This is a genomic window from Nonomuraea cavernae, assembly GCF_040655715.1.
Classification (GTDB): Bacteria; Actinomycetota; Actinomycetes; order Streptosporangiales; family Streptosporangiaceae; genus Nonomuraea; species Nonomuraea cavernae_A.
On sequence record NZ_JBFAKL010000014.1, the window covers coordinates 82,033 to 106,890 of the forward strand.

Below are 24,858 nucleotides of genomic sequence, written 5' to 3' on the forward strand. Positions count from 1 at the left end.
GGTCGACACATTGATCTCGCCATGTGGGACCGGAAAGATCACACGGTGATGCCAGGGTCGCCCATGATGATCTCTTCCAGGACGGCCGGGTCGAACGCCGCGTCGCCCAGCATTCGCCCGTCCAGCAACACGGTCGGCGTGCCCTCGATCCGGATCTTGGCGCTCTCGGCCAGGTGACCCTCGGCGAAGGACTGTGAGATGACACACTCTTCCACCGACGCGCCCACCTTCGTCGCCGCGGCGGCCAGCTCCTTCACGGTGAACCCGGAGGCCACCCCGTGCGGGGCCGGCTGCATCGCGTACAGCTCGTCGCGGAAGGCCAGCCAGTTGCCCTCGGGCACGCACCGGGCGGCGGCCGCGGCCCTGACGGAGTTGGACCGCATCGGCTCGTCGCGGAAGATCGTGACGGGGTGGAAGACCACCTTGACCTTGCCCTCCCTGGCCAGCCGTTGGATCGTCGCGTCGACCCGGGAGTGCAGGTCCTTGCAGACCGGGCAGTCGTAGTCCTCGTAGATGTCGAGCACGGGGGCGCTGCCGCCCCTGTCGGCCAGCACCATGGTGCCGTCGACCTGCCGGGTCAGTCGCACGCCCTGCGCCGGCTCGCCACCGTCGAACCCGGCGACCGCGACCAGGGCCACCATCGCGAAGGCGACCACCACGGCCGCCACCCTCTTCATCATCCGCCCGCCCTCAGCTCATTGATCGCGCAGACCCTACCTGAAGAAGGTGAAAGGTGACTGATCGGGGCGGGTCAGGCGTACCGCGCCACCGCCGGCCGTCGACTCCGCGCGACAATGGACCCCATGAAGGCCTTCGCGATGGACACCGCCCTCGGCCGGTACATCCTCGACCACACCACCCAGCCCGACCCGTTGCTGCGGGAGCTGGCGGCCGGGGTGTCCGATCGCGTCACGCTCACGCTCGGCCCCGCGCTGGAGACCCTGGCCGCCTTCGACCAGCCCGTCGACCTCGCCTTCCTCGACGCCGACAAGGCGGCTTACCCGGCCTACTACGAGCTGCTCATGGACCGGCTGCGGCCGGGCGGGCTGCTCATGGTGGACAACACCCTGTGGACGGGGTACGTGGCCGACCCGTCGCGCGATGACGAGATGACGGTGCTGATGCGTGAGTTCAACGACCTGGTGGCCGAGGACCCACGGGTGACGGTCGTCATGCTGCCCATCGCCGACGGGTTGACCATGGTGCGGAAGAACGGCTGAGCCGGGTCAGCTGATCTTGTGGATCCAGTTGTGCGGGTCCGGCCGGGAGCCGTACTGGATGCCGACGAGCTCCTCGCGCACCCGCATCGTGACCGGGCCGGGGGTGCCGTCGCCGATGCTCCAGGAGCGGTCGGCGCCCTTGACGAAGCCCACCGGCGTGACGACCGCGGCGGTGCCGCAGGCGAACACCTCCGTCAGCTCGCCTGACTCGCACCCGGCCTGCCACTCATCGGTGGTGATCAGCCGCTCCTCCGGCTTCAGCCCCAGGCCGGCGGCCAGCGTGAGGATCGAGTCACGGGTGATGCCGGGCAGCAGGGTGCCGGTCAGGGCCGGGGTGACGAGCTTGTCGCCGTAGACGAAGAACAGGTTCATCCCGCCCATCTCCTCGACGTAGCGGTGCTCGTGGGAGTCGAGCCAGACGACCTGGTCGCAGCCGTTCTCGACGGCTTGGCGCTGGGCGACGAAGGCGGCGGCGTAGTTGCCGCCGCACTTGGCGAAGCCGGTGCCGCCGGGGGCGGCGCGGGTGTATTCGGTCGACAGCCACACCGAGACCGGCTTGATGCCGCCGCTGAAGTAGGAGGCGGCCGGCGAGGCGATGACCATGTAGCGGTAGGTCCGGGACGGGTAGTTGACGCCGAGTCCGACCTGGGTCGCGAAGATGAACGGCCGCAGGTAGAGGCTGTGCCCCTCGGTGGTGGGCACCCAGTCGCGGTCGGTCTGGACGAGCAGCTCCAGCGACTCGACGAACGTCTCCTCGGGCAGCTCCGGCATGGCCATCCGCTGGGCCGAGAGGTTGAACCGGGCGGCGTTGGCGTAGGGACGGAAGGTCACGATGGAGCCGTTGGACTGGCGGTAGGCCTTGAGCCCCTCGAACAGCTCCTGCGCGTAGTGCAGGACCGCCGTGGCCGGGTCGAGCGAGAGCGGCCCGTACGGTTCGAGCCGCGCGTCGTGCCAGCCCTCGCCGTCGGTGTAGTCGATCGAGATCATGTGATCGGTGAAGACCTGGCCGAAGCCGGGATTCGCCAGTACCTGCTCCCGCTCGGCCGCGGTGCGAGCGTGGTCGGAATGCTGCACGTCGAAGCTGAGCTTCTGAGCGATGGTCATGACGGAGGTTCCTTCTCTCTACGAACTCTCTACGAGTCCATGGATCTGATCGACACCGCCCGAAGGCTGTGGGTACTTCCTATTGTCTCGCTATTTGGGATGGCAAGAGGCCGATGGGGTGTTTGGCCTTTTTAGACGCGAAAAAGCGCCTGGCAGGTCCTGTTCGGGACCGCCAGGCGCCGGTGGAGCTGGGGCGGGCCCTAGCTCGATACTCGCGCGGTGATGTCGTCACCGATCTCGTGGGTGGTGCGGCTCGCCCACCCGGCCAGCCGCTCGACGATGTCGTCGGCGACCGCCTGCTCGACCTTGGCCGCCTCGGTGTGCAGGCCGAGGTGGTCGAGGAGCATGGCGACCGACAGGATCGTGGCGGTCGGGTCGGCCTTGCCCTGCCCGGCGATGTCGGGGGCGCTGCCGTGCACCGGCTCGAACATGCTGGGCGTGGTGCGCTCGGGATTGATGTTGCCGCTGGCCGCCAGGCCGATGCCGCCGGCGATCGCCGCGCCGAGGTCGGTGATGATGTCGCCGAACAGGTTGTCGGTGACGACCACGTCGAACCGCTCGGGGTGGGTGACGAAGAACATCGAGGCCGCGTCGATGTGGCTGTAGTCGGTGGTGACGTCGGGGTAGTCAGCGGCCACCTGGTCGACCGTGCGCTGCCAGAGGTCGCCGGCGAAGGTGAGCACATTGGTCTTGTGGACGAGCGTCAGCTTCTTGCGCGGCCTCGACCGGGCCTTCTCGAACGCGTAGCGCACCACGCGCTCCACACCGTGGGCGGTGTTGAGCGACTCCTGGGTGGCGATCTCGTGCGGGGTGCCGCGGCGCATGGTGCCACCGGTGCCCGCGTAGAGGCCCTCGGTGCCCTCGCGGATGACGACCATGTCGATGTCCTCGGGCCGGGTGTCGGCCAGCGGGGTCTCGATGCCCGGGAACAGCTTGACCGGTCGCAGGTTGACGTAGTGGTCGAAGGCGAAGCGGATCTTGAGCAGCAGGTCGCGCTCCAGGATGCCCGGCGGGACGCTGGGGTCGCCGACCGCTCCGAGCAGGATGGCGTCGTAGCCGCGCAGCTCGTCGAGCACGCTGTCGGGCAACGTCTCGCCGGTGCGGTGATAGCGGGCGGCGCCCAGGTCGTAGTGGGTGGCCTCGATCTTCGTGCCGACCGCTTCGAGGACCTTGAGCCCCTCGGCCACGACCTCGGTGCCGATGCCGTCTCCGGGGATGACTGCCAGGCGAATGTTGCGCGACTCCATGGATGGCACCTTACCGGCTCGTCTCGACTGACGAACACACCGTCTCAGTTTTTGGACATTCCATTCTACTCCTCGCGGAGTCCCGCAATCAGCATGTCAGCGGAGAAAGCGCACTTCACCGGCGGAGAGGGCCACCCTGCGGGGCCTGAAGAGGCGGCCGGCCCGCTAGCTCTGCGAGCTCTGCGGCTGGCCGCCGTTGTCCCGGCGGTCCAGCGCGGTCTGCACGGCCTCGGCGGCCTCGTCCTTGTGCTCCTCGGCACCGTTCCAGGCATACATCTCGTACATGGGACTCATCTCGTTTCGCGGGGCGTCGGATCTGGGAAGTCGGACTCCGGTCGCGAGCCGACCGGGCCTGAGCTCGCGGGTCCGGGTCACGGACCGGGCGAGGGGGACTGATGGCCGACACGAACGCCGCTCTCCGCGGCGGGTCGTCGACCTGCCCTAACAGGCCCCGCCGCGGCAGGTAATAAGTACGAGAACCTGGCGCATATCCCGTTCAGGCTACCTTGCGCTGCTACAGCTGTCTCGTTGGATGTCCTAGCATCTCGCATCGTGAGACAAGCCCGAGACGGCGAAGCGGCCGCCGCCGGACGGTTCCGACAGCGGCCGCACCCCCCTTGGCCCTGCGTGAGGTCAGTCCTCGAGGTCGACCGAGCGGCCGCTGTCGGCGCCGATCTCGCCACCGATCTGCTCGACCACTTCGGCCGGGATGGCCGTGTCGACGGTCAGCGCGATGAGCGCCTTGCCGCCCTTGACGTCACGGGCCACCTGCATGGAGGCGATGTTGATGCCGTGCTCGCCGAGGAGGCGGCCGACCACGCCGACGACGCCGGGGCGGTCGGTGTAGGTGAAGAACGACAGGTGCTCGGTCGGCTCGATCTCCATCTCGTAGCCGTTGACCTCGACGATCTTCGTGATCTGGCGCGGCCCGGACAGCGTGCCGGAGACCGAGACCTGGCGGCCGTCGGCGAGCACGCCGCGCACGGTCACCACGTTGCGCCAGTCAGGGCTGTCGGTGCTGGTGACCAGGTCGACGACGAGGCCGCGGTCCTTGGCGATCAGCGGCGCGTTGACGTACGTGACGGAGTCCTCGACCACGTCGCTGAAGACGCCCTTGAGGGCGGCGAGCTCCAGCACCCGCACGTCCTGGGAGGCGATCTCGCCGCGCACCTCGATGTCGAGCTTGGTGGCGACCTCGCCGGCCAGGGCGGTGAACACCCGGCCCAGCTTCTCGGCCAGCGGCAGGCCCGGCTTGACGTCCTCGGCGACCGCGCCGCCCTGGACGTTGACCGCGTCGGGCACGAACTCACCGGCCAGCGCCAGCTTCACGCTGCGCGCGACCTGGGTGCCGGCCTTCTCCTGGGCCTCGTGGGTGGAGGCGCCGAGGTGCGGCGTGACCACGACCTGGTCCAGCTCGAACAGCGGGCTGTCGGTGCAGGGCTCCTTGGAGAACACGTCGATGCCGGCGCCCGCGACCCGGCCTTCCTTGATCGCGGCGTAGAGGGCGCTCTCGTCGACGATGCCGCCGCGGGCCACGTTGACGATGCGCACCGAGGGCTTGACCTCGTGCAGTTCCTTGTCACCGATGAGCCCGATCGTCTCCTTGGACTTGGGCAGGTGCACGGTGATGAAGTCGGCCTGCCTGATGACCTCGTCGAGGCTCAGCAGCTTGACGCCCATCTGCGCGGCGCGGGCCGGCGGCAGGTAGGGGTCGTAGGCGATCAGCTCGACCCCGAACGGCTGCAGGCGCTGGGCCACGAGCTGGCCGATCTTGCCGAGGCCGAGGATGCCGACGACCTTCTCGTCGAGCTCGACACCGGTGTACTTCGACCGCTTCCACTCGCCGTTCTTGAGGGCGGCGTGGGCCTGGGCCGTGTTGCGGGCGCTGGCCAGGATGAGCGCGATGGTCTGCTCGGCGGCGCTGGTGATGTTGGAGGTCGGCGCGTTGACGACCATCACACCGGCCTTGGTGGCCGCCTCGACGTCGACGTTGTCGAGGCCGACACCGGCACGCGCGACCACGCGAAGCTTCGGGGCGGCGGCGATGGCCTCGGCGTCGACCTGAGTGGCCGAGCGGACGATCAGGGCATCGACCCCGGCGAGGGCGGGCAGCAGCTGGGAACGATCGGCGCCGTCGGTGTGGCGAACCTCGAAATCGGCGCCGAGCACGGCGAGGCCTGCCTCGGACAGCTCCTCTGCGACCAGAACGACGGGCTTGTTCACTGATGGATCCTTAGATGCAGGCGGCGGGCGGGAAGGACACCTCGACGGGGTCCCTCGGGATCGCTCCGAGTCTATCCGCGCTTGTGAACGCATTCACGAGGGACCCGCATTCTGAGACGGCGCCTGCCCGGCGTACCCCTCGGTGGGCAAAGTCATCCACATGGGAGCCGTCTTTGTCTTGATCGGGAGATTTATTGGCTATTAGCCTGATAAGCCATGGCCGACTACCTATGGTTCGTCATATGAGCATCGGGAACCCTGCGCTCGCCGACGTGCTCGCACAGCATGGTGCCCCCCACCGCCTGCTGGCAGCCCTCTCGGACGGTGGAGTCCTGGTGGCTGTGCGACCAGACCGATCCGTCGTCCTGGGCACCACCCAGGCAGGTGACCGCGTGCTGCTCGGATACACCGGAGCGGCGACCTACGCGAGGCACCGGGGCAGCCACTCGCTGTCGGCCTGCGACGCGGACACCATCCTGGACATCCAGCGTGTCACCGGCGTCCGGGAGATCGTGATCGACGCGGCCGGACCCGCCGCGGCGGCCGTGCCGATCGACGACCTCCAGCGCTACCTCACCTCGACCCGTACGGGACCGACACCGGTCCTGTCCGGCGCCGCGCCCGCCGCCTACGCGACGGGCGCGATGGCCACAGTCTCGCGGGGCGGCGTCGTCGCGCAGGTCGCGGCCCCGCCGACCGAATCGCCCCCGATGCCGTGGATCCCGGCGCCGCGGCCGCACCTGTCGGGGCCGATGCAACAGGTCGACCCCGGCTACCGCCGCTGCTCGCACCCGATCCTGCCCGCGCTCCGGCGCGCGATCGCCACCCTGCTCATGGACTTCCCGCTGGTGCACCACGTCTGGATCTCCGAGGCCCGCACCGCCTCCGGGGCTCCCGGCATCATGTTGCACGTCAAGGTGCACATGTCTGCCGCCGAGGACGTGGTCCGCGACCTGCATCGCGGGGTCCGGGCCCGGTTGCCGCAGTTCGCGGCGAGCGAGGCGCCGATCCTCATGGCCAGGGTGGCCGACGCGCGCAGCGAGCGCCGCATGATCGAGATCGGCGCGCACGTCGTCTGCGCCGACGTGCGCGACTAAATAGCCTCTACCGAACAAGGGCCCGCTCGGTTTAGATGAGGGGATGATCGCACCGGCCGTGGGCGTACCCACCGTTTCCCGGGGTGTACGCCTCGGTTACGGAGTGGGATCGTTCTGCACGGCGACATTCGGCGCCGTGCCCGGCCTGTTACTGCTCTACTACATGACCAACTTCCTGGCCGTGCCCGGGTGGCTGGCCGGGATCGTGGTCGCCGCTCCCAAGGTCTGGGACCTGGTGATCAACCCGCTGGTCGGCCGCTGGTCCGACCGCACCAAATCACGGCTCGGCCCACGGCGGCCGTGGCTGCTGGCGGGGGCGTGCACGCTGCCCGTGATGTTCTACCTGGTGTTCGCCGGTCCCCCTCTGACCGGCACCCCCGCCGCCATCTACGTGGGCCTGTGCTTCATGGCCGCCGCCACCGCGTACGCGCTGTTCGAGGTCCCGTACAAGGCGATGCCCGCCGAGATGACCGAGGACTACCACGAGCGGACCTCGCTGTTGCAGTGGCGGATCATCTTCGTCGGCCTGGCCACCATGATCAGCGGAGTCCTGGCTCCGACCATCGTCAACAGCCAGGGCGAGAACGGCACCCTCGGCAGCTACCGGCTGATGGCCGTGACGATCGCCCTCATCATGTTCGCCGCGATGCTCGGCTCCTTCTTCGGCACGGCCCGCGCCCCCATGACCGCCGCGCCGCACGCGGACACGGGCGGGCTGCTGCGGCAGTTCGCGGCGGCCCGGAGCAACCCGGCGTTCGTCTGGCTCCTGGCGCTGAGCTGCACGCAGCAGCTCGCGATCGCCACGATGCTGGCCGCCGCGCCGTACTTCGCCGCCTACACGCTCGGCGATCCGAAAACGACCACGACGCTCTTCGCCGTGCTGGTCGGGCCGATGCTGCTGACCATGCCGCTGTGGGTGCGGCTGGCCAAGCGGTTCGACAAGCGCGGCGCCATGATCCTGGCCGGACTCCTGTACGGCATCGGCACCGCGTCCGCCCTGGCCACGCCGATCTTCGGCCCCGTCTACGCGCACGCCGTGCTGCTGCTGGTCGGCACCGGGATCGCCGGGGTGACGCTACTGCAGTTCTCCATGCTGGCCGACGTGATCGCGACGGACACCGCGACCACGGGCCACCGGCGGGCCGGTGTGTTCACCGGACTGTGGACGGCGATCGAGAGCGGGGTCAGCGCGTTCGGAGCGCTGATCTTCGGCGTCATCATCTCCCTGGGCGGCTTCATCCCCTCGCAGGCGAACACCCCGGTCCAGCAGCCGGACAGCGCGGTGACCAGCGTGCTCATCGGGCAGACCGCGGTCCCGGCTCTGATCATCTTCCTGTCGGTGCTGATGACGTTGAAGTACCGCCTGACCGATCCCACGAAGGCCGCCACCCCGGTCACGACGCCCTGAGCCGCGGGCAAGGGAGGCCGTCGGCGGGCGACGAGAGGGGGGCGGCGGGATCCCGCCACGGAGATCCGCACTTTCTGGACAGGGCACGCCGTATAGGCCGATACTCGGGGCATGAGCTCGACGCATCCACCGTTCCGCGCCTCCGACGGGGAACGTGATCGTGCGATCGATGAGCTGCGCGATCGGGCCGTCGAAGGGCGGATCTCACACGACACGTTCGTCGGCCGGGTGGATCAGGCGCTCCGGGCACGCAACCAGGACGAGCTGGACAAACTGGTGGCTGACCTCCCCCGGCGCCGGTCGTTCCGCCGGCGGCTCACCGACCTGGTGTCGACTGCCTCCGACTTCACCACCGGCCTGCGGTCGGCCTGGCGCCGGCCCCGCCTGCCCCGCCTGGCGCTGCCCGACGACGACCGGGCCCGCTATGTGGTGGGCCGCGGGTCGGCGTGCGATCTCGTACTGGCCGACCTGACCGTGTCACGCGTCCACGCCGAGCTGCGGCGCGACCCCGACGGCGGATGGATGCTGGTCGACCTGGGCTCGCTCAACGGGACCCGGCTGAACGGGTGGCGGCTCGTCGGGCCCGCCCGGGTGCGGTCGGGTGACGAGATCTCCTTCGGCGACTGCGGCTTCCTGGTGAGCGCCGGCCTCCCCTCCGTCTGACCCGTGTAGCGGGTGCTGGAGGCAGCGCCGAAAAATACGGATATTTGCGGATTACAGGCTCCGTGTGCTGACCCATGATCCCAGGCGAGACCCCCAGCCCTTTGGAGATCCCATGCGGCGTACCTCAGCCTCGCTCGTCGCGGGCGCGCTCGTCGCGACCCTCGCGTGGGCGTCCAGCCCCACCTCCACAGCGGTCGCGCTCGAACCGTCCCCCGGCGTGGCTGACCTGACCCAGGACCTCAACCAGATCCTCAGCGACTCGCGTCTGACCATCGCCAGAGCCGGCGTGGTCGTCAAGAGCGCCGCCAACGGCGATGAGCTCTACGCCACCGACGGCGGCAAGCTCCTGATCCCGGCGTCCAACACGAAGCTCTTCACCTCCGCGGCCGCCGCCGAGACGCTCGGCCTCGACTACCGCTTCCCCACCACGGTCCTGACCGGCGGGCGCAAGACCGGCTCCATCCTGGGCGGTGACCTGGTGCTGCGCGGCACCGGCGACCCGACGATGCTGGCCGCGGACTACGACGCGCTGGCCGCTGAGATCGCCGGGTCGGGCATCAAGGTGGTCACGGGCAAGCTCGTCGCCGACGACACCTGGTTCGACTCCGTACGGCTCGGCAACGACTGGACCTGGGACGACGAGACGGCCTACTACGCGGCGCCCATCTCCGCGCTGACCGCCTCGCCCGACACCGACTACGACGCCGGCTCGGTGATCGTCTCGGTGGCTCCCTCGGGTGGCGAGGTCAAGGTCTCGACCACACCGGAGACCGACTACTTCAAGATCGTCAACAAGGCGACCGTCGGCACCTCCACCGACGTGCTCATCGAACGGCAGCACGGCACGCGTACGGTCGTCATCACCGGCACCGTGGCCGGCACGTACGACGAGTGGGTCGCCGTCGACGACCCCACCGCGTACGTCTCCTCGCTGTTCCGCAAGGCGCTGACCAAGCACGGCGTCCGCGTCCTCGGCCCGACGGTCACCGGAGCGGCCCCGTCCGGCGCGCAGGAGCTCGCCAAGCACGAGTCGATGCCGCTGAGCGAGCTGCTGGTGCCGTTCATGAAGCTCAGCAACAACATCCACGCCGAGATCCTCACCAAGGCGATGGGCCGCAAGGTCGCCGGTCAGGGCACCTGGGCCGCCGGGCTCAAGGTGACCACCGACTTCGCCAAGGCCAACGGTGTCCAGGTGCTCAACCTGCGCGACGGCTCCGGGCTGTCGCGCCGCGACGGGTTCACGCCCACCTCGATCGTCCAGCTCCTGACCGCCGTGCGCGGCAAGCCCTGGTATCAGACCTGGTACGACTCGCTGCCCATCGCGGGCAACGCCGACCGGTTCGTCGGCGGCACGCTGCGCAGCCGGATGCGCGGCACCCCCGCCGCGAACAACGTCCGCGCCAAGACCGGCTCGCTGACCGGCGTCACCGCCCTGTCGGGCTACGTCACCAGCGCCGACGGTGAGCCGCTGGTCTTCTCCATCATGCTCAACCAGTACCTGTCGGGCTCGCCGAAGGACATCGAGGACAAGATCGCCGTACGGCTCGCGCAGTTCTCCCGCACCGCCCCGGCCGACGCTCCCGCCCAGCTCCGCACCGAGACCGCTCCGGCCTCCGCCGACCTTGAGTGCTCCTGGCTCAAGCCCGCCCACTGCTAGCCCTCCCCCGGCTCCCCGCGGGACCGCCCCACGGTCTCGCGGGGAGCACCCTCCTCCACGGCGGCCGGGAGAAGAGAAAGAGACGCGCGAGAGGACGGAGAGGTTTACCCAGGTCGACGGAGATGTGGTTACGATTCGGACACAGCATGATCAGGGGCGTGGCGGTCAGGAGCGGCTGCGATGAGCGAACCCGGCTCCGGGTGCGGATCAAGCGGGTCGTGCCCGGCCCCGACCGTACGGTGAAGAGCGGCTCCAAGGTGCTCGCCAACGGCAGGATCGTGGCCGGCGTACGCTGCGTCAGGACTCCCGCCCGCTTCTACGTCGTCGCCCTCGACCACCAGGGCGGCACCGCCAAGTCCCGGGCCGTGACCCTGTCCTGCAAGAGGCAGACCTCGCCGACCGGCGCCGGCGCGTCGGCCGTCGAGAACGCGGTCGTCAAGCTGACCAACGAGGCCCGGGCCGCCGGCGGCTGCCGGGCCCTCGTCCACGACCCCAAGCTGCACACCGCCGCCGAGCGCCACTCCGCGGGCATGGCCGCCAGGCGGACCGCCGTCAAAAACGCCGCGCGACTCCGCGCGGTTCGGTAGTGTGTTCGACGGTGGCGATACCCAAGCCACCGGACGAATGATCGGAAGCATCCTCGCCGCAGGGTTTGCGGAGAGGTGAAACGCCTGTGGAGCCGGTGTAAGACCTCAACGAGAGTCCTCTCTCGGGCGGGCGACCGGCGGTGAAGCAGGAAGCCCGGTCGGCGACGGTCGGAATCCCGGTTCTTCAGAGCCGGGAGGATGTCAAGAACTGCGCCTTCACCCACGTCGGCGTCGGCCACGCGACCAACCGGCCGCACTGGACCCAGGTCTTCGCCACGCACTGACCACCCCCGGCCAGGGAGCGTCTGGCCCCCACCGAGCGCGCCACCGCGCCGGTTCCCACCGCCCGCCACGACGCTCCCATCCGGCGGGCCCGGCCGCGCCTCCCCCGCACATGGACCGCGGCCGGGCCCGCTCACCTCCGCACCGGCATCGGCACGGGTCAGCGGAAGGTCAGCGGCGGGTCATCACTCGCACCGGAGAGCCCGACGTGGGCGCGCATGATCCGCCGTTCTCAGGGCAGGAGCTACGCGCACCAGAGCGGACGGATGTGGACATGAAGCCGATGCCCTTCGAACTGCTGGTTACGGTCACCGGCACCTCGCCTGTCGAACTCAGGGAGGCCGCGTACCGCGAAGCGGAACGCTTCTTCGGCGGTAACGCCGAGACGGACGTCATCAGCGCCCGGGCCGAGCCGGATCCGTCGCAGGACGGAAGCTTCCGGGCGACGATCATCTTCCGGCAGATCGCGACCGGGTGAACCCTCCCGGGCGCACGAGCCCGGTGCGTGGGGAGCGCTGGACCGAGCCACGACGGCTGTGCTCGGCCCCGGCCCCCCACGGGTGAATCAGGCCTTGAGCCAGCTCATCATCGGGCGGAGCTTGGCGCCGGTCTTCTCGATCGGGTTGTCCGCCAGCTCCTCGCGGTGACGCGTGAACTCCTTCTGGCCGCCGTCGAACTCCTCGACCAGCTGCCGGGCGAAGGTGCCGTCCTGGATCTCGCCGAGGATGCGGCGCATCTCCTGACGGGTCTCGTCGGTGATGATGCGCGGGCCGCGGGTGTAGCCGCCGTACTCGGCGGTGTCGGACACCGACCAGTACATCTTCGACACGCCGCCCTCGTACATGAGGTCGACGATGAGCTTCATCTCGTGCAGGCACTCGAAGTAGGCGACCTCGGGCTGGTAGCCGGCCTCGATCAGCGTCTCGAAGCCCGCCTTGATGAGCTCGGACACGCCACCGCAGAGGACGGCCTGCTCGCCGAACAGGTCGGTCTCGGTCTCCTCGGTGAAGGTGGTCTTCAGCGCGCCGGCGCGGGTGCCGCCGATGCCCTTGGCGTAGGACAGGGCCAGGTCGAGGGCCTTGCCCGAGGCGTCCTTCTCGACGGCGACGAGACACGGCACACCGCGGCCCGCCTCGAACTGACGGCGGACGAGGTGGCCGGGGCCCTTGGGGGCCACCATGCACACGTCGACGCCCTCGGGCGCCTCGATGAGGCCGTAGCGGATGTTGAGGCCGTGGCCGAAGAACAGCGCGTCGCCCTCGACGAGGTTGGGGGCGACGTGCTCGGCGTAGAGATGGCGCTGGATGTGGTCGGGCGCCAGGATCATCGTGAGGTTGGACTCCTCCACCGCCTCCGACGGGGTGAGCACGCGCAGGCCGTCGTTCTCGGCCTTCTCGCGGCTCTTGGAGCCCTCCGGCAGGCCGACGCGCACGTCGACACCGGAGTCACGCAGGGAGAGCGCATGGGCGTGGCCCTGGCTGCCGTACCCCAGCACGGCCACGTGACGTCCCTGGATGATCGACAGATCGGCCTGGTCGTCGTAGAAAATCTCGGTCACTTCTGTAGAACCTTTCAGGCGGTACGGTCCAGTGCCCTGAGGGACCGGTCGGTAATGGAACGGGCGCCGCGGCCGATGGCCACCATGCCCGATTGGACTAGCTCCTTGATCCCGAAGGGCTCGAGGACCTTGACGAACGCCTCGAGCTTGTCGGGAGTGCCGGTGACCTCGATGGTCACGGCGTCGGAGGCCACGTCGACGCACCGGGCGCGGAAGAGCTGGACGAGCTCGAGCACGTGGGACCGGTTGTCGGCGTCGGCCTTGACCTTGATCAGCGTCAGCTCGCGCTGCACCGACTGCGCCGGATCGAGCTCCACGATCTTGAGGACGTTCACCAGCTTGTTGAGCTGCTTGGTGACCTGCTCCAACGGCAACTCCTCGACGCTGACCACGATGGTCATGCGGGAGATGTCGTCGTGCTCCGTGGGCCCGACGGCCAGCGAGTCGATGTTGAAGCCCCGCCTGCTGAACAGCGAGGACACGCGGGCCAGGACACCTGGTCTGTTCTCGACCAGCACAGAAAGCGTATGCCTACTCATCTTCGCTCTCCCACGTCGGCGCCATGTCCCGCGCGATCTTGATGTCGTCATTGCTGGTGCCCGCCGCGACCATCGGCCAGACCATGGCGTCCTGGTGGACGACGAAGTCGACCACCACGGGCACGTCGGTGATCTCCATGGCCTTCATGATGGTGGCATCCACGTCCTCGGGACGCTCGCAGCGCAGGCCCACACAACCATAGGCCTCCGCCAGCTTGACGAAATCCGGGATGCGGCGGGCGGTCTGCAGGTCGGTGTTGGAATAGCGCTTCTCGTAGAAGAGCGTCTGCCACTGGCGGACCATACCGAGGTTACCGTTGTTGATGACCGCGATCTTGATCGGCACACCCTCCAGGGCGCAGGTGGCCAGCTCCTGGTTGGTCATCTGGAAACAGCCGTCGCCGTCGATCGCCCACACCGTGGCGTCGGGCCGGCCCATCTTGGCGCCCATCGCCGCCGGCACGGCGAAGCCCATCGTGCCGAGGCCGCCGGAGTTGATGAACGTCCCGGGGTTCTCGTAGCCGATGAACTGCGAGGCCCACATCTGGTGCTGGCCGACCCCGGCGACGTAGTAGGCGTCGGGCCCGGCGATCGCGCTCAGGCGCTGCATGACGTACTGCGGGGCCAGTGAGCCGTCCTCGAACTCGTCGTAGCCGAGCGGGTAGGTCTTCTTGTAGCCGTTGAGCAGGGTCCACCAGTCGGTGTAGTCGCCCTGCCGGTCCGACGCCTCGATGATCGCGATGAGGTCGGTGATGACCTCCTTGCAGTCGCCCACGATCGGCACGTCCGCGTGGCGGTTCTTGGAGATCTCGGCCGGGTCGATGTCGGCGTGCACGACCTTGGCGTAGGGGGCGAAGGTCGACAGTTGCCCGGTGACCCGGTCGTCGAAGCGCACTCCGAGGCCGATGAGCAGGTCGGCCTGCTGCAGGGCGCCGACGGCGGAGACGCTGCCGTGCATGCCCGGCATGCCCATGTGCTGCGGGTGGCTGTCGGGGAACGTGCCGCGGGCCATCAGCGTGGTGACGACCGGGATGTTGGTCAGCTCGGCCAGCCGGATCAGCTCGGCCGAGGCGCCCGCCTTGTGCACGCCGCCGCCCACGTACAGGACGGGGCGCCGGGACTCGGCGATCAGCTTGGCGGCCTCGCGGATCTGCTTGGAGTGCGGCCTGGTCACCGGGCGGTAGCCGGGCAGGTGCATGACCGGCGGCCAGGAGAAGATGGTGTCGGCCTGCAGCGCGTCCTTGGAGATGTCGACCAGCACCGGCCCCGGCCGGCCGGTGGAGGCGATGTGGAAGGCCTCGACGATCGTGCGCGGGATGTCGAGCGGGTCGGTGACCAGGAAGTTGTGCTTGGTGATCGGCATGGTGATGCCGGAGATGTCGGCCTCCTGGAAGGCATCGGTGCCGATCGCCCCGCTGGCCACCTGGCCGGTGATCGCCACGATCGGCACGGAGTCCATGTAGGCGTCGGCGATCGGCGTGACCAGGTTGGTCGCGCCGGGTCCGCTGGTCGCCATGCACACCCCGACCTTGCCGGTCGCCTGGGCGTAACCCTCGGCCGCGTGCCCGGCGCCCTGCTCATGCCGTACGAGCACGTGCCGGACCTTGGTCGAGTCGTAGAGAGGATCGTACGCCGGGAGGATGGCGCCTCCCGGGATCCCGAACACGGTGTCGACTCCCACGTGCTCCAGCGCCCTGACCAGGGCTTGTGCACCTGTCATCCGTTCGGTCATCGGCTCGTTCCTTGTGTGGCTACTCGCTCAGGACATAAAAAATGCCCCTTCCCGGCCGAGAGGGCGGGTCTGGGGCGGCGCGCAGGTCGTAGTGCTTCGCTATCGGCCCGCGCGCCGGCGAAGTACTACGAGAATCCCACTACGAAGCATGGGCACACCATAGCCCCTCTGTAGCCCCCAATGTCAAATTGGTGGGATACACGTCTCAAACCGTGAGACTCGTCCTCATCAGGGAGTCGACGCCGCGCGCCGCCATCGGCCGGGCGACCAGGAAACCCTGACCTCGGGTGCAGCCCATCTCACGGAGCAGCTCGAGCTGCTCGGGACGCTCGATGCCCTCGGCCACCACGACCAGGCCGAGGTCGTTGCCGAGGCGCACGATCGTGCGCGTGAGCAGGGTCAGCGTGTCGTCGCGGCCGAGGCCCGACACGAACGACGGGTCGATCTTGATCATGTCGACCGGCAGCTGCCGGAGGAACGCCAGCGAGGCGTAACCGGTGCCGAAGTCGTCGATCGCCAGCCGCACGCCCAGCGCGCGCAGCTCGGACAGGCGCCTGATCGTCTCCTCGGCGTCCTCGACGAGCATCTCCTCGATCACCTCAAGGGTGAGCGCGGAGGCGGGCAGGCCGCTCTCGGCGAGTGCCTCCTCGACGGTCTCGACGAACCGGGGCGCGGTAATCTGGCGGGCCGACAGGTTGAGCGACAGCCCGATGTCCCACGACGAGGCCCGCCAGGCGGCCACCTCACGGCAGGACTCGCGCAGAATCCACTCGCTCAGCGGCACGATCAGACCGGTGTCCTCAGCGGGGCCGAGGAACTGGTCGGGCGGCACGAACACCGACCCGCGCCACCACCGCACGAGCGCCTCGACGGCGGTCACCCGCGAGGTCGCGAGGTCGACCACCGGCTGGTACTCGATCGCGAACTGCTGCTCGATCAGCGCCCGCTGCAGGTCGGCGGCCAACTCCAGCCGGCGGACCACGTCGGCGTGCATCTGGGCGGCGAACACCTCGACCCGGCGCCCGCCGAGCTCCTTGGCCCTGGCCATGGCGACGTCGGCGTTGCGGATCAGGTCGCCCGCGGGCATGTCGTCCTCGGCGAAGGCCACGCCCACGCTCGCGGTGAGCGCCACGTCGCGGTCGGCCACCCGGAACGGCTCCTGCGAGACCGTCCCCAGCAGGCGCTCGGCCAGGTCGACGGCCAGCTGGGCGTCGCCACCCGTCTCCACGAGCACCGCGAACTCGTCACCGCCCCACCGGGCGAGCGTGTCGTCGGGGCGCACGGCTCCGCGCAGCCGGCGCGCGGCCTGCCCGAGCAGGTGGTCACCACTGGCGTGCCCGACCGAGTCGTTGACCGAGGTGAACCCGTCGAGATCGAGGAAGATGACCGCGACGTGGCCGGTGCGGCCGGACAGCACCTCGCGGGTGCGCTCCTCGAAGTAGGCGCGGTTGGGCAGCCCGGTGATGCCGTCGTGGAAGGTCAGGTGGGCGACCTGGTTGCGAAGCGCCTCCTCGTCGCTCACGTCTCTGGTGGTGACGAGGACGAGGTCGTCGCCGCTGACGTGGCGGGTGGCGACCGACTCGGTGGGGCGCCAGGTGCCGTCGGAGGCGCGTACGCGGCAGGCGATCAGGCAGGTGCCGTGGTCGGCGCCCTCGTCGTCGACCATCGCACGCAGCGATCGCTGGATGCCGGGCACGTCCTCGGGGTGGATGTAGTCGAAGATCGTGCCGTCGAGCAGTTGCTCGGGACGGTAGCCGTAGGTGACCTCGACGCCGGCGCCGATCTCGCGCACCACTCCCTCGTAGTCGCAGAGCAGCACCACGTCGCCGGTGCTCTCGGCCAGCTCGCGCAGCTGCCGGTCGCCGAGCGAGACCAGCCGGCGCAGCCGGATGTTGATCGCGGCCAGCACGGACAGGCGCACCAGCAGGAGCAGCACCGCGGAGCCGGCGAGCGCCACGACGCCGGTGACCGGCTCCTCCCGCCCGCCGCCGGCCAGGTGGACGAGCAGCGTGCAGGTGGCCACGGCGACCAGCGCCAGCGGCACCATCGCGACCAGGTTGCCGGGAGTCGATCCGACGGGGGCGGAGTCGGACTCCGCCGGGCGCAGCGCCCACGGGGCGGCGGCCAGCAGCAGGAACGCCACCGGCGCGAGCATCACGCTCCACGTCGGCGGAGCGGTGTCGGACAGCCGCGCGACGGCGGTCGCCAGCCCGGCGATCGTGGTGGTGGCGAGCACGCCGGTGCCGGTCAGGGCGAGCGACCAGGACGTGGACCGGCCCTTGACCACCGGCGGGACGGTGGCGTAGGTCACCAGCAGCGAGATCATCGGCGGCAGCATGGCGAAGGCGAACGTCGCCGGGTCGACCTGGCCGTAGACGTGCCGCAGCCCGATCACCCAGGCGATCAGGAAGAGCGAGGCGGCGCACAGGTAGGAGTCGGTGACCAGCCGCAGGATGACGCCGCCGGGGAGCGTGCGGCCGGCGGCGGTCAGCGCGCCGCCCGCCATCAGCACGGTGCCCAGCATCAGGAGCAGGTCGCCGAAGCTGACCACGATGCTCGAACTCGTGGCGAGAGACTGCACGCCCGAGCCGGCCGCCCAGGCCAGAGCGCCACCGCCCATCCAGCGCGCGCCCACGGCCGCCGGGCGGTGCTCGGCCAGCTGGACGGAGGCGAGCAGCAGGGACGCCCCGGCGATCACCGCCGCCAGGAGCCCGGCGACGGCACCGGTGACCAGGGCCGGGCCGCCCACGAGGAGCGCAGCCGCGAACCCCGCCGCCCCTGTCGCCGACGCGGCGATCAGCGGTGCCCGTGGATCACGCCAGCGGATCACAGTCGTTGCCATCCCGTCTCGTTGCCCGATGATCGCCGATGCCCGGCCGACCACACCGCAAGTGTGTGCGGTCGCGGGTCTTCGGGTGGTGACAACGCCGATGTCGTCACCGATCTGATAACCACACAGACCGACAGATCCGAGAACCTACTTGACAGTGAGTCAGGAATGTTTGGTAGATGCAACGGTACGCACTGGAGGTCACGGACCAGCCACGTTCCGGATTACTCTCAGTATGCGTCCGTGATGATGTTGTTGAGTTGCTCGCCGGCGAGATGGCGCAGCAGCTGCGAGCGGACCAGCCGGAGCACGCGCCGGTCGGAGGCGGGGGTGCTGCCCGCGACGTGCGGGGTGATCAGCACGCCGGGAGCGCTCCAGAGGGGGTGGCCCTCGGGCAGCGGCTCGGGCGCGGTGACGTCGAGCGCGGCGCGCAGCCTGCCGGCCTTGAGCTCGGCGACCAGCGCGTCGGTGTCGACCACCCCGCCCCTCGCGGCGTTGACCAGCACGGCGCCGTCCTTCATCCGGGCCAGGAACGCGGCGTCGACCATGCCGGCGGTGGCCGGGGTGGCGGGTACCAGCAGCACCACCACGTCGGCGGCGGGCAGCAGCCCGGGCAGCGTCTCCATGGGGTGGACCCCGTCACGGGCGCTGCGGGCCACGCGCACGACCTCGACCTCGAAGCCGTCGAGGCGGCGTTCGAGCGCGGCGCCGATGGAGCCGTAGCCGACGATCAGCACGGTGGAGTCGGCCAGCACGCCGGTGTGGTGGTAGGTCCACTCGCCCCTGCGCTGCGCGTCCACGAAGCCGGGGAACTCCCGCAGCACCGCGATCATCGCGCCGACCGCCCACTCCGCGGTGCCCGCGTCGTGCACGCCGCGCGCGTTGCACAGCACCGCGCCCTCCGGCATGTGCGGCCGGTACGGCTCCACCCCCGCCGTGACGGTCTGCAGGAGACGCAGCGAGGTCATTCCGGCGAGGGTCCCCGGCACGTCGGGCACCGTGACGAGCGGCGGGATCCAGACCTCGACCTCTTCGGCGCCGTCCGGAGCCCGGCCGCCGGAGTAGACGTCACACTGCACGCCGGGCAGATCGGACAGGACACCGGCGACCGCGTCGGAAGGGACCCAGATCTTCATGCCGAGAACCTTACGACCACCGGGTAAGTATGGAACACATGAGAGTCCTTATGGCTTTGCTCCTCGCACTGACACTGACGGCCTGCTCGAGCGCGGGCGGGGTGACGCCGACGGCCGCCGTGTCACCCGCCGCGCCGCCGGGCGAGCCGAAGACCGTGGCGAGCGATCTGGCGGTGCCGTGGGCCATCGAGTTCCTGCCGGGCGGAGACGCGTTGGTGACCGAGCGCGACTCGGCCCGGCTGCTCCGGGTGAGCCCGGCGGGTCAGGTGACCGAGCTGGGCACGATCGAGGGGGTCACCCCCGGCGGCGAGGGCGGCCTGATGGGCGTGGCGGCCCGGGACGACCAGGTGTTCGTCTACTACACGGCCGCCGAGGACAACCGGATCGTCCGCTACCGCCTCGGCGACACCGGGGTGAGCGAGCCCCGGGTGATCGTCAAGGGCATTCCCAAGGGCGGCATCCACAACGGCGGCCGGCTGGAGTTCGGCCCCGACGGCCACCTGTACGCGAGCACCGGCGAGATCGGCGACCGTGACCTGGCCCAGCGGCGCGACTCACTCGGCGGCAAGATCCTGAGGATGACCGCCGACGGCGCGCCCGCCCCCGGCAACCCCTTCGGCACACTCGTCTACAGCCTCGGCCACCGCAACGTGCAGGGTATGGCCTGGGACGCCGCCGGCCGGATGTACGCCTCGGAGTTCGGCGCCGGCACCTACGACGAGATCAACCAGATCAAGCCGGGCGCCAACTACGGCTGGCCGGAGGTCGAGGGCCGCGGCGACGACCCCGAGTTCACGAACCCGATCCTCACCTGGCCCACCTCCGACGCCTCGCCGTCGGGCCTGGCGTACGCCGGGGGTTCGCTCTGGATGGGCGCGCTGCGCGGCGAGCGCCTGTGGCAGATCCCGCTCGGCCAGGACGGCGCGCCGGGCACGCCGGTCGCCCACTTCACCGACCGGTACGGCAGGCTGCGCGCCGTGGCGGCCTCGCCCGACGGCACGCTCTGGGTGTCGACCAGCAACAAGGACGGCAGGGGCACGGTCCGCGACGGCGACGACCGGATCCTGTCGGTCGCCCCGCGTCGCCCGTGACCGGGGTCAGTTCGTGCCGGTGGAGACCGTACAGATGACCTGGGCCTGGGGCCGGTACTTCGTGGTCAGTTTGCGGTCCCGCCTGACCTCTTCGCCGCCCTTGTAGAAGACGCGGGTGACGTCGATCGTGAAGCCCTGCTGACCGGTCGCGGGCAGGCAGCCGGGGGTGCTGCTGGTCTCGCGGCGGAACGGGGTGAAGGCCCGCTTCGGCGACTCCAGCGCCTGGATCCTGTCGTAGCGCTTCGTGCCCCAGAGCGTGACCGTGACCGAGGTCCCGGTGGTGGCCGTCTTGATCAGCACCCCGTGGTCGGAGTCGTTGCGCCACTTCAGGTCGAGATCGGGGTAGAGCAGGGCGACGTCGCGCCCGGCGGGGTAGCGGGCGGCGTAGTAGTCCATCGGGACGTGCTCGACGTCGTCGAAGCCGGCGAAGAAGGCCGCGTTGTACATCGTGGTCGCGAACTGCGAGACGCCGCCGCCGACGATGTTGACCATCCGGCCGCCGACGATCTGCCCGGCCTCGACGTACCCCTTCTCGCGGGTGCGCTCGCCCACCGCCTCGTTGAGCGAGAACGTCTCCCCCGGCTTCACCAGGCGGCCGTCGAGCTGGGCGGCCATCCGCTGGATGTTGATGGCGCGCGGCTGGCAGCAGTCGAACGTGGTGGTGAACTCGCCCACGTTGGCCGTGATGCCGAGATCCTTCACCTCGGAGGTGGCGACCTCGGGGCGGACGGCGTCGAGCTTGACCGGGATGACCCGGGGGCCGTCGCTGGTGATCACCTTGGCCACGTCCCGGGCGAGCTGCCGGTCGTCCACTCCTCTGCCCGCACGGGCGGGGACCAGCTCAGGCTTGCCGTTCACGATCTCGTACGTGGCGTCGCGCGGCGCCTGGCTCTCGTCGATCAGGCTGCTCTCGACGCCGGCGAGCGCCGCCTTGGCGTCGAACTGCGGGGCCAGGCCGCCCTTGCCGTCGGAGACGTAGGTCAGGTGGGCGGCGATGGCCGACGGCGGGAGCTCGGCCTGCTTGCCGTCGATAGCCAGCGTGAGCGGGGCGGCGATGGCCTGAAGGGCTTCCGGCTTGGCCGCGGTGACGTCGGCGACCGTGGTCTGGGGCTTGGCGGGCCTGATCGTGAGCGCCGCGGAGCCACGCGAGTGGAGGAACGCGTCGGTGATGACGCGAACGGCGTCCTCACGGTCGAGCAGCACGCCGTCCTGCGGCTCCGAGGCCACCGGTCGCAGACCCCTGAACGCGACGCGGCCCTCACGCGGAGCCTTGTCGTACGCCTCGGCCAGCCCTTCCACGGTCCTGGTGAGCTGGGAGGCGTCGACCGTGACCTTCGGTTCGAGCTCGGTCGTGCCGGTCAGCCCCCGCCATACCTCGATGGGGCTGGGAAAGCCGCTGGGCGCCTGGTTGATGGTGCCGACCACGTCGAGTTCGAGCCCGGCCTCGTCCGGCTGGATGCTCTCCCGCTTGCCGGCGATGTCGACGGCGACCGGCTTGCTCAGCCTGGCGGCCAGCTCGGTGCGGAGTTTGTCGGCCGCCTGGGTCATGGTGAGGCCGCCGATGTCGATGCCGCCGACGCGGGTGCCGCGCAGCACCGAGCCCGACATCATCACCGCGGGCACCAGGTACGCCAGCACGGCCGCCATGACGATGAGCACGAGGATGGCGGGCAGCAGCCGGCCGCGGCGGGGCGGCTCGGGGTCGAGCAGGGCGGACGGCCGGTCCTGCTGGTCCGGCAGGCCGAAGACGGGGGCGGGCGGGATGGGCGGATCGACCTTGCTCTCGTTCACCGGCCAGGGCTGGGCGGGGGTGGCGACGGGAGGCAGGGATCCGCCGTCCTGGCCCTTCGCGGTGGCCTGCGGGGCGTCCTGGACGCCGCCGAAGATGTCGCGGGAGACGCCGGGCGGCAGACCTTCGATGCGTGGCTTTCTGCTGGTGGCCGACGTGGGTAACGGCACCGAGGCGAACGGGTCCGTCGGTGACTCGATCGGTCCGGCGTTACGCACGCCTCAATCTCCTCCCGCTCCGCAGCCACATCTTCAGGCAACAGTAAGGCACGCGCATCCGGATATGTCACTGGAATGACTACGGAAGTGTGTCAACCTATCCACCGGTAGCGATGTTCCGGACGACCGGCCGTGCCGTACCTCGGACGGAGCTCGGCCCGGCCCGCCGCGCACAGGTGCTCCAGGTAACGGCGGGCGCTGACCCGGGACAGACCGGCGAGCACCGCCGTCTCGGCGGCCGACAGGTCGCCGCCCGCGTCGCGTAACGTGCCGGCCACCAGCGCGCACGTCGCGGGCGACAGCCCCTTGGGCAGCGCCGCGGCCGAGCCGGGAGTGCCGAAGAGCCGGTCGACGTCGTCCTGGCGGGCCTCGGGGCCGAGGGCGGTGAGCTGCCTGCGTGTGCCGGCGTAGTGCCGGAGCCGCTCGGCCAGTGCCGCCGACGTGAACGGCTTGATCAGGTAGTTGACCGCGCCGCCGCGCATCGCCTCCCTGACCGTGGGCACGTCGCGGGCCGCGCTGACCACGAGGACGTCCACGTCGTGCAGCGACTTGAGCACCTCCAGCCCGGACATGTCAGGCAGGTAGATGTCGAGCAGCAGGAGGTCGGGCCGGTGCTCGGCCACGGCGGCGAGCGCGCCGGCCCCGCTGTGCGCGGTCGCGACCACCTCGAAGCCGGGCACCCGGGCGACGTAGCCGCCGTGGATGCGCGCCACCATGAAGTCGTCGTCCACGACCACCACACGCACGTCACTCATCTATCCCCCACGGAGACCACCGGGAGCGCCGGGAGCGCCGGAGGCAGCAGCGCCGTGAAGACCGCGCCGTCCGCGTTGCGCGCCTTCACCCAGCCGCCCCTGCGCAGGCACGCCTGCCGGGTCAGCGCCAGGCCGAGGCCGCGCGGCCCCGAACGGGCCGCCTTGGTGGTGAAGCCCTCCCTGAACACCTCGCCGACCAGCTCGGGCGCGATGCCGGGCCCCGAGTCGCACACCCGTACGCGCAGGCCGCCGGCGTCGGCCAGCAGGGACACCTCGATCGTGCCCGGCGCGCCGTCGAGCGCGTCGATCGCGTTGGCGACCAGGTTGCCGACGACCAGCACCGCGTCCTGCGGATCTCCGATCACGCCCTCCGGCACCGCCGTGTCCTCGGCCAGCACCAGCCGGGCGCCGCGCTCGGCCGCCTCGGCCGACTTGGCCACCAGCAACGCCGCCAGCGTCGGATCCTGGACCCGCTCGCGCAGGTCGGTGGCGTACGCGCCACGGGTGAGCCGGGTGATGAAGCCGATGGCCGCCTCGTGCTCGCCCAGCTCCAGCAGGCCGACGACCGTGTGCATCCGATTGGCGAACTCGTGGGCCTGGGCGCGCAGGGCCTCGGTGGCGCTGCTGCTGTCGTTGAGCTCGCGGGCCAGCCGGACCAGCTCGGTGCGGTCGCGAAGGGTGACCACCCAGCCCCGGTGCTGGCCGCGTACGGAGACGGGAGTGCGGTTGAGCACCAGCACCCGGTCGCCGTGCAGCACCACCCGGTCCTCCCCCGGGTCGTCGCCGGCCAGCACGTCGCGCAGCCGGTCGGAGACCGGCATCCGCGTCAGGTCCTCGCCCACGTCGCCGAGCAGCTCGCGGGCCGCGTCGTTGACCAGCGTCACCCTGCCCGCGAGGTCGAGCGCGAGCACGCCCTCCTTGACGCCGTGCAGCACGCCCTCGCGCTGCTCCAGCAGCGCGGCGATCTCGCTCGGCTCCAGGCCGAACGTCTGCCGCCGGACCCGGGCGGTGATCAGCGCGGCGGCGGCGAGGCCGCAGACCAGGACGGCCAGCGCGGTCCAGAGCAGCGGGGGCAGCGCGGCGGCCAGCCGGCCGCTGACCGTGGTCCGCAGCACGCCGACCGAGACCAGGCCGATGACGTCGCCGTACTCGTCGAAGATGGGCGCCTTGCCGCGGACCGTGGTGCCGATCGTGCCGGTCTCGGTGCCGACCCAGCTCCTGCCGGTCGTGAGCACGGTGGTGCCGTCGGTGGACAGGCGCTCGCCGATCAGCTTGGCGTTGGGATGGGCGTAGCGGGTCTGCTCGCGGTTGGCGATCACCACGTAGTCGGCCCCGGTGGAGTCCTGCACGCTCAGCGCGAGCGGCTGCAGCACCTTCTCCGGGTTGCGCAGGTCGAAGGCGTCGCGCACCTGCGGGAGCGCCGCCACCGACTGGGCGATCGCCAGCGCGCGCTGCTCGTACAGCGAGTCCAGCTGGTCGCGGGTGTGGTCGGCCCACACGCTCGCGGTGCCCCCGACGGCCAGCAGCACGATCACCATCTGGAGCACGAACAGCTGGGTCCCGAGGGAGGCGTCTCGTACCCGTCTCACGAGGCTCATGCAAACAGCCCGAGGTCACGGCCCGGTCGCGACCAGAACGACCTAAACGACTCCTATCGCGGAAACCTCGACGCCACCCCGAGCACCCTTCACGATCCAGATTCCATAACGTGAAATCCCCCCT

General features: G+C 70.2%; 21 protein-coding genes. 9 read left to right on the top strand and 12 right to left on the bottom strand.

Going from position 1 to position 24,858, the window contains the following annotated elements; translation table 11 throughout:
- Window positions 1–38 precede the first annotated feature (38 nt).
- Entirely contained in the window at window positions 39–680 is a 642-nt protein-coding gene (locus AB0I38_RS21455) for a DsbA family protein (RefSeq protein ID WP_358470540.1), read from the bottom strand.
- A gap of 123 nt (window positions 681–803) precedes the next feature.
- Between AB0I38_RS21455 and AB0I38_RS21460 the strand changes: the two genes are divergently transcribed.
- Window positions 804–1,220: an O-methyltransferase gene (locus AB0I38_RS21460; RefSeq protein ID WP_358470543.1), complete on the top strand. Its 417-nt coding sequence runs from the start codon at window positions 804–806 to the stop codon at window positions 1,218–1,220.
- Between the two features lie 6 nt (window positions 1,221–1,226).
- Here the strand turns inward: AB0I38_RS21460 and AB0I38_RS21465 are convergent, their stop codons facing one another.
- The 3 genes from AB0I38_RS21465 to serA form a co-directional block, all read right to left on the bottom strand.
- Window positions 1,227–2,324, bottom strand: a complete 1,098-nt coding sequence (locus tag AB0I38_RS21465) for a branched-chain amino acid aminotransferase (protein WP_358470546.1) — start codon at window positions 2,322–2,324, stop codon at window positions 1,227–1,229.
- Between the two features lie 200 nt (window positions 2,325–2,524).
- The gene (locus tag AB0I38_RS21470; protein WP_358470549.1) at window positions 2,525–3,571 is read right to left on the bottom strand and encodes a 3-isopropylmalate dehydrogenase; all 1,047 of its coding nucleotides are present in this window, start codon (window positions 3,569–3,571) and stop codon (window positions 2,525–2,527) included.
- 633 nt (window positions 3,572–4,204) lie between these two features.
- Window positions 4,205–5,794 (bottom strand): phosphoglycerate dehydrogenase, encoded by a 1,590-nt coding sequence (serA, locus tag AB0I38_RS21475; RefSeq protein ID WP_358470552.1) that lies wholly within the window; start codon window positions 5,792–5,794, stop codon window positions 4,205–4,207.
- A 335-nt stretch (window positions 5,795–6,129) separates the two neighbouring features.
- Between serA and AB0I38_RS21480 the strand changes: the two genes are divergently transcribed.
- The 7 genes from AB0I38_RS21480 (at window position 6,130) to AB0I38_RS21510 (ending at window position 11,966) form a co-directional block, all read left to right on the top strand.
- Complete coding sequence (locus tag AB0I38_RS21480; protein ID WP_358470555.1) at window positions 6,130–6,891, top strand: hypothetical protein; 762 nt, start codon at window positions 6,130–6,132, stop codon at window positions 6,889–6,891.
- A 43-nt stretch (window positions 6,892–6,934) separates the two neighbouring features.
- Window positions 6,935–8,299 (top strand): MFS transporter, encoded by a 1,365-nt coding sequence (locus tag AB0I38_RS21485; protein WP_358470558.1) that lies wholly within the window; start codon window positions 6,935–6,937, stop codon window positions 8,297–8,299.
- A gap of 111 nt (window positions 8,300–8,410) precedes the next feature.
- Window positions 8,411–8,962 carry a DUF1707 and FHA domain-containing protein gene (locus AB0I38_RS21490; RefSeq protein ID WP_358470561.1) on the top strand — a complete coding sequence of 184 codons (552 nt, stop codon included), beginning with the start codon at window positions 8,411–8,413 and terminating at the stop codon, window positions 8,960–8,962.
- A gap of 112 nt (window positions 8,963–9,074) precedes the next feature.
- Window positions 9,075–10,619, top strand: coding sequence for a D-alanyl-D-alanine carboxypeptidase/D-alanyl-D-alanine endopeptidase (dacB, locus tag AB0I38_RS21495; RefSeq protein WP_358470564.1), 1,545 nt, complete (start codon window positions 9,075–9,077; stop codon window positions 10,617–10,619).
- Between the two features lie 158 nt (window positions 10,620–10,777).
- A complete protein-coding gene (locus AB0I38_RS21500; protein ID WP_358470567.1) occupies window positions 10,778–11,206 on the top strand; it encodes a CAP domain-containing protein in 429 nt (142 codons plus the stop codon).
- 140 nt (window positions 11,207–11,346) lie between these two features.
- A complete protein-coding gene (locus AB0I38_RS21505; RefSeq protein ID WP_358470570.1) occupies window positions 11,347–11,490 on the top strand; it encodes a hypothetical protein in 144 nt (47 codons plus the stop codon).
- Window positions 11,491–11,762: 272 nt separating this feature from the next.
- A complete protein-coding gene (locus tag AB0I38_RS21510; RefSeq protein WP_358470573.1) occupies window positions 11,763–11,966 on the top strand; it encodes a hypothetical protein in 204 nt (67 codons plus the stop codon).
- A gap of 87 nt (window positions 11,967–12,053) precedes the next feature.
- Here AB0I38_RS21510 and ilvC read toward each other — a convergent pair whose 3' ends face one another.
- The 5 genes from ilvC to AB0I38_RS21535 form a co-directional block, all read right to left on the bottom strand.
- On the bottom strand, window positions 12,054–13,037 hold the full coding sequence (gene ilvC, locus AB0I38_RS21515; protein ID WP_358470851.1) for a ketol-acid reductoisomerase: 984 nt from the start codon (window positions 13,035–13,037) through the stop codon (window positions 12,054–12,056).
- 23 nt (window positions 13,038–13,060) lie between these two features.
- Window positions 13,061–13,585: an acetolactate synthase small subunit gene (ilvN, locus tag AB0I38_RS21520; RefSeq protein ID WP_358470576.1), complete on the bottom strand. Its 525-nt coding sequence runs from the start codon at window positions 13,583–13,585 to the stop codon at window positions 13,061–13,063.
- Window positions 13,578–15,317, bottom strand: coding sequence for an acetolactate synthase large subunit (locus tag AB0I38_RS21525; RefSeq protein ID WP_358470579.1), 1,740 nt, complete (start codon window positions 15,315–15,317; stop codon window positions 13,578–13,580). Before AB0I38_RS21525 ends, ilvN begins: the two co-directional genes overlap by 8 nt.
- 205 nt (window positions 15,318–15,522) lie before the next feature.
- Window positions 15,523–18,159: a putative bifunctional diguanylate cyclase/phosphodiesterase gene (locus tag AB0I38_RS21530; protein ID WP_358470582.1), complete on the bottom strand. Its 2,637-nt coding sequence runs from the start codon at window positions 18,157–18,159 to the stop codon at window positions 15,523–15,525.
- A gap of 218 nt (window positions 18,160–18,377) precedes the next feature.
- The gene (locus AB0I38_RS21535; protein WP_358470585.1) at window positions 18,378–19,283 is read right to left on the bottom strand and encodes a 2-hydroxyacid dehydrogenase; all 906 of its coding nucleotides are present in this window, start codon (window positions 19,281–19,283) and stop codon (window positions 18,378–18,380) included.
- A gap of 50 nt (window positions 19,284–19,333) precedes the next feature.
- On the opposite strand from AB0I38_RS21535, the gene AB0I38_RS21540 reads away from it, so the two are divergent.
- Window positions 19,334–20,374, top strand: a complete 1,041-nt coding sequence (locus AB0I38_RS21540; protein ID WP_358470588.1) for a PQQ-dependent sugar dehydrogenase — start codon at window positions 19,334–19,336, stop codon at window positions 20,372–20,374.
- 6 nt (window positions 20,375–20,380) lie between these two features.
- Here AB0I38_RS21540 and AB0I38_RS21545 read toward each other — a convergent pair whose 3' ends face one another.
- From AB0I38_RS21545 to AB0I38_RS21555, 3 genes are all read right to left on the bottom strand, one after another.
- Window positions 20,381–22,381: a VanW family protein gene (locus AB0I38_RS21545; protein ID WP_358470591.1), complete on the bottom strand. Its 2,001-nt coding sequence runs from the start codon at window positions 22,379–22,381 to the stop codon at window positions 20,381–20,383.
- 92 nt (window positions 22,382–22,473) lie between these two features.
- The gene (locus AB0I38_RS21550; protein ID WP_358470594.1) at window positions 22,474–23,136 is read right to left on the bottom strand and encodes a response regulator; all 663 of its coding nucleotides are present in this window, start codon (window positions 23,134–23,136) and stop codon (window positions 22,474–22,476) included.
- The gene (locus tag AB0I38_RS21555) at window positions 23,133–24,734 is read right to left on the bottom strand and encodes a sensor histidine kinase (RefSeq protein WP_358470597.1); all 1,602 of its coding nucleotides are present in this window, start codon (window positions 24,732–24,734) and stop codon (window positions 23,133–23,135) included. Before AB0I38_RS21555 ends, AB0I38_RS21550 begins: the two co-directional genes overlap by 4 nt.
- Between the last annotated feature and the right edge of the window lie 124 nt (window positions 24,735–24,858).

Excerpts from the sequence above, each read along its gene's own strand:
- AB0I38_RS21455 (WP_358470540.1), bottom strand. The coding sequence starts at position 680 with ATGATGAAGAGGGTGGCGGCCGTGGTGGTCGCCTTCGCGATGGTGGCC.
- AB0I38_RS21460 (WP_358470543.1), top strand. The coding sequence starts at position 804 with ATGAAGGCCTTCGCGATGGACACCGCCCTCGGCCGGTACATCCTCGAC.
- AB0I38_RS21465 (WP_358470546.1), bottom strand. The coding sequence starts at position 2,324 with ATGACCATCGCTCAGAAGCTCAGCTTCGACGTGCAGCATTCCGACCAC.
- AB0I38_RS21470 (WP_358470549.1), bottom strand. The coding sequence starts at position 3,571 with ATGGAGTCGCGCAACATTCGCCTGGCAGTCATCCCCGGAGACGGCATC.
- AB0I38_RS21485 (WP_358470558.1), top strand. The coding sequence starts at position 6,935 with ATGATCGCACCGGCCGTGGGCGTACCCACCGTTTCCCGGGGTGTACGC.
- AB0I38_RS21490 (WP_358470561.1), top strand. The coding sequence starts at position 8,411 with ATGAGCTCGACGCATCCACCGTTCCGCGCCTCCGACGGGGAACGTGAT.
- dacB (WP_358470564.1), top strand. The coding sequence starts at position 9,075 with ATGCGGCGTACCTCAGCCTCGCTCGTCGCGGGCGCGCTCGTCGCGACC.
- AB0I38_RS21510 (WP_358470573.1), top strand. The coding sequence starts at position 11,763 with ATGAAGCCGATGCCCTTCGAACTGCTGGTTACGGTCACCGGCACCTCG.
- ilvN (WP_358470576.1), bottom strand. The coding sequence starts at position 13,585 with ATGAGTAGGCATACGCTTTCTGTGCTGGTCGAGAACAGACCAGGTGTC.
- AB0I38_RS21525 (WP_358470579.1), bottom strand. The coding sequence starts at position 15,317 with ATGACCGAACGGATGACAGGTGCACAAGCCCTGGTCAGGGCGCTGGAG.
- AB0I38_RS21530 (WP_358470582.1), bottom strand. The coding sequence starts at position 18,159 with ATGGCAACGACTGTGATCCGCTGGCGTGATCCACGGGCACCGCTGATC.
- AB0I38_RS21535 (WP_358470585.1), bottom strand. The coding sequence starts at position 19,283 with ATGAAGATCTGGGTCCCTTCCGACGCGGTCGCCGGTGTCCTGTCCGAT.
- AB0I38_RS21540 (WP_358470588.1), top strand. The coding sequence starts at position 19,334 with ATGGCTTTGCTCCTCGCACTGACACTGACGGCCTGCTCGAGCGCGGGC.
- AB0I38_RS21550 (WP_358470594.1), bottom strand. The coding sequence starts at position 23,136 with ATGAGTGACGTGCGTGTGGTGGTCGTGGACGACGACTTCATGGTGGCG.
- AB0I38_RS21555 (WP_358470597.1), bottom strand. The coding sequence starts at position 24,734 with ATGAGCCTCGTGAGACGGGTACGAGACGCCTCCCTCGGGACCCAGCTG.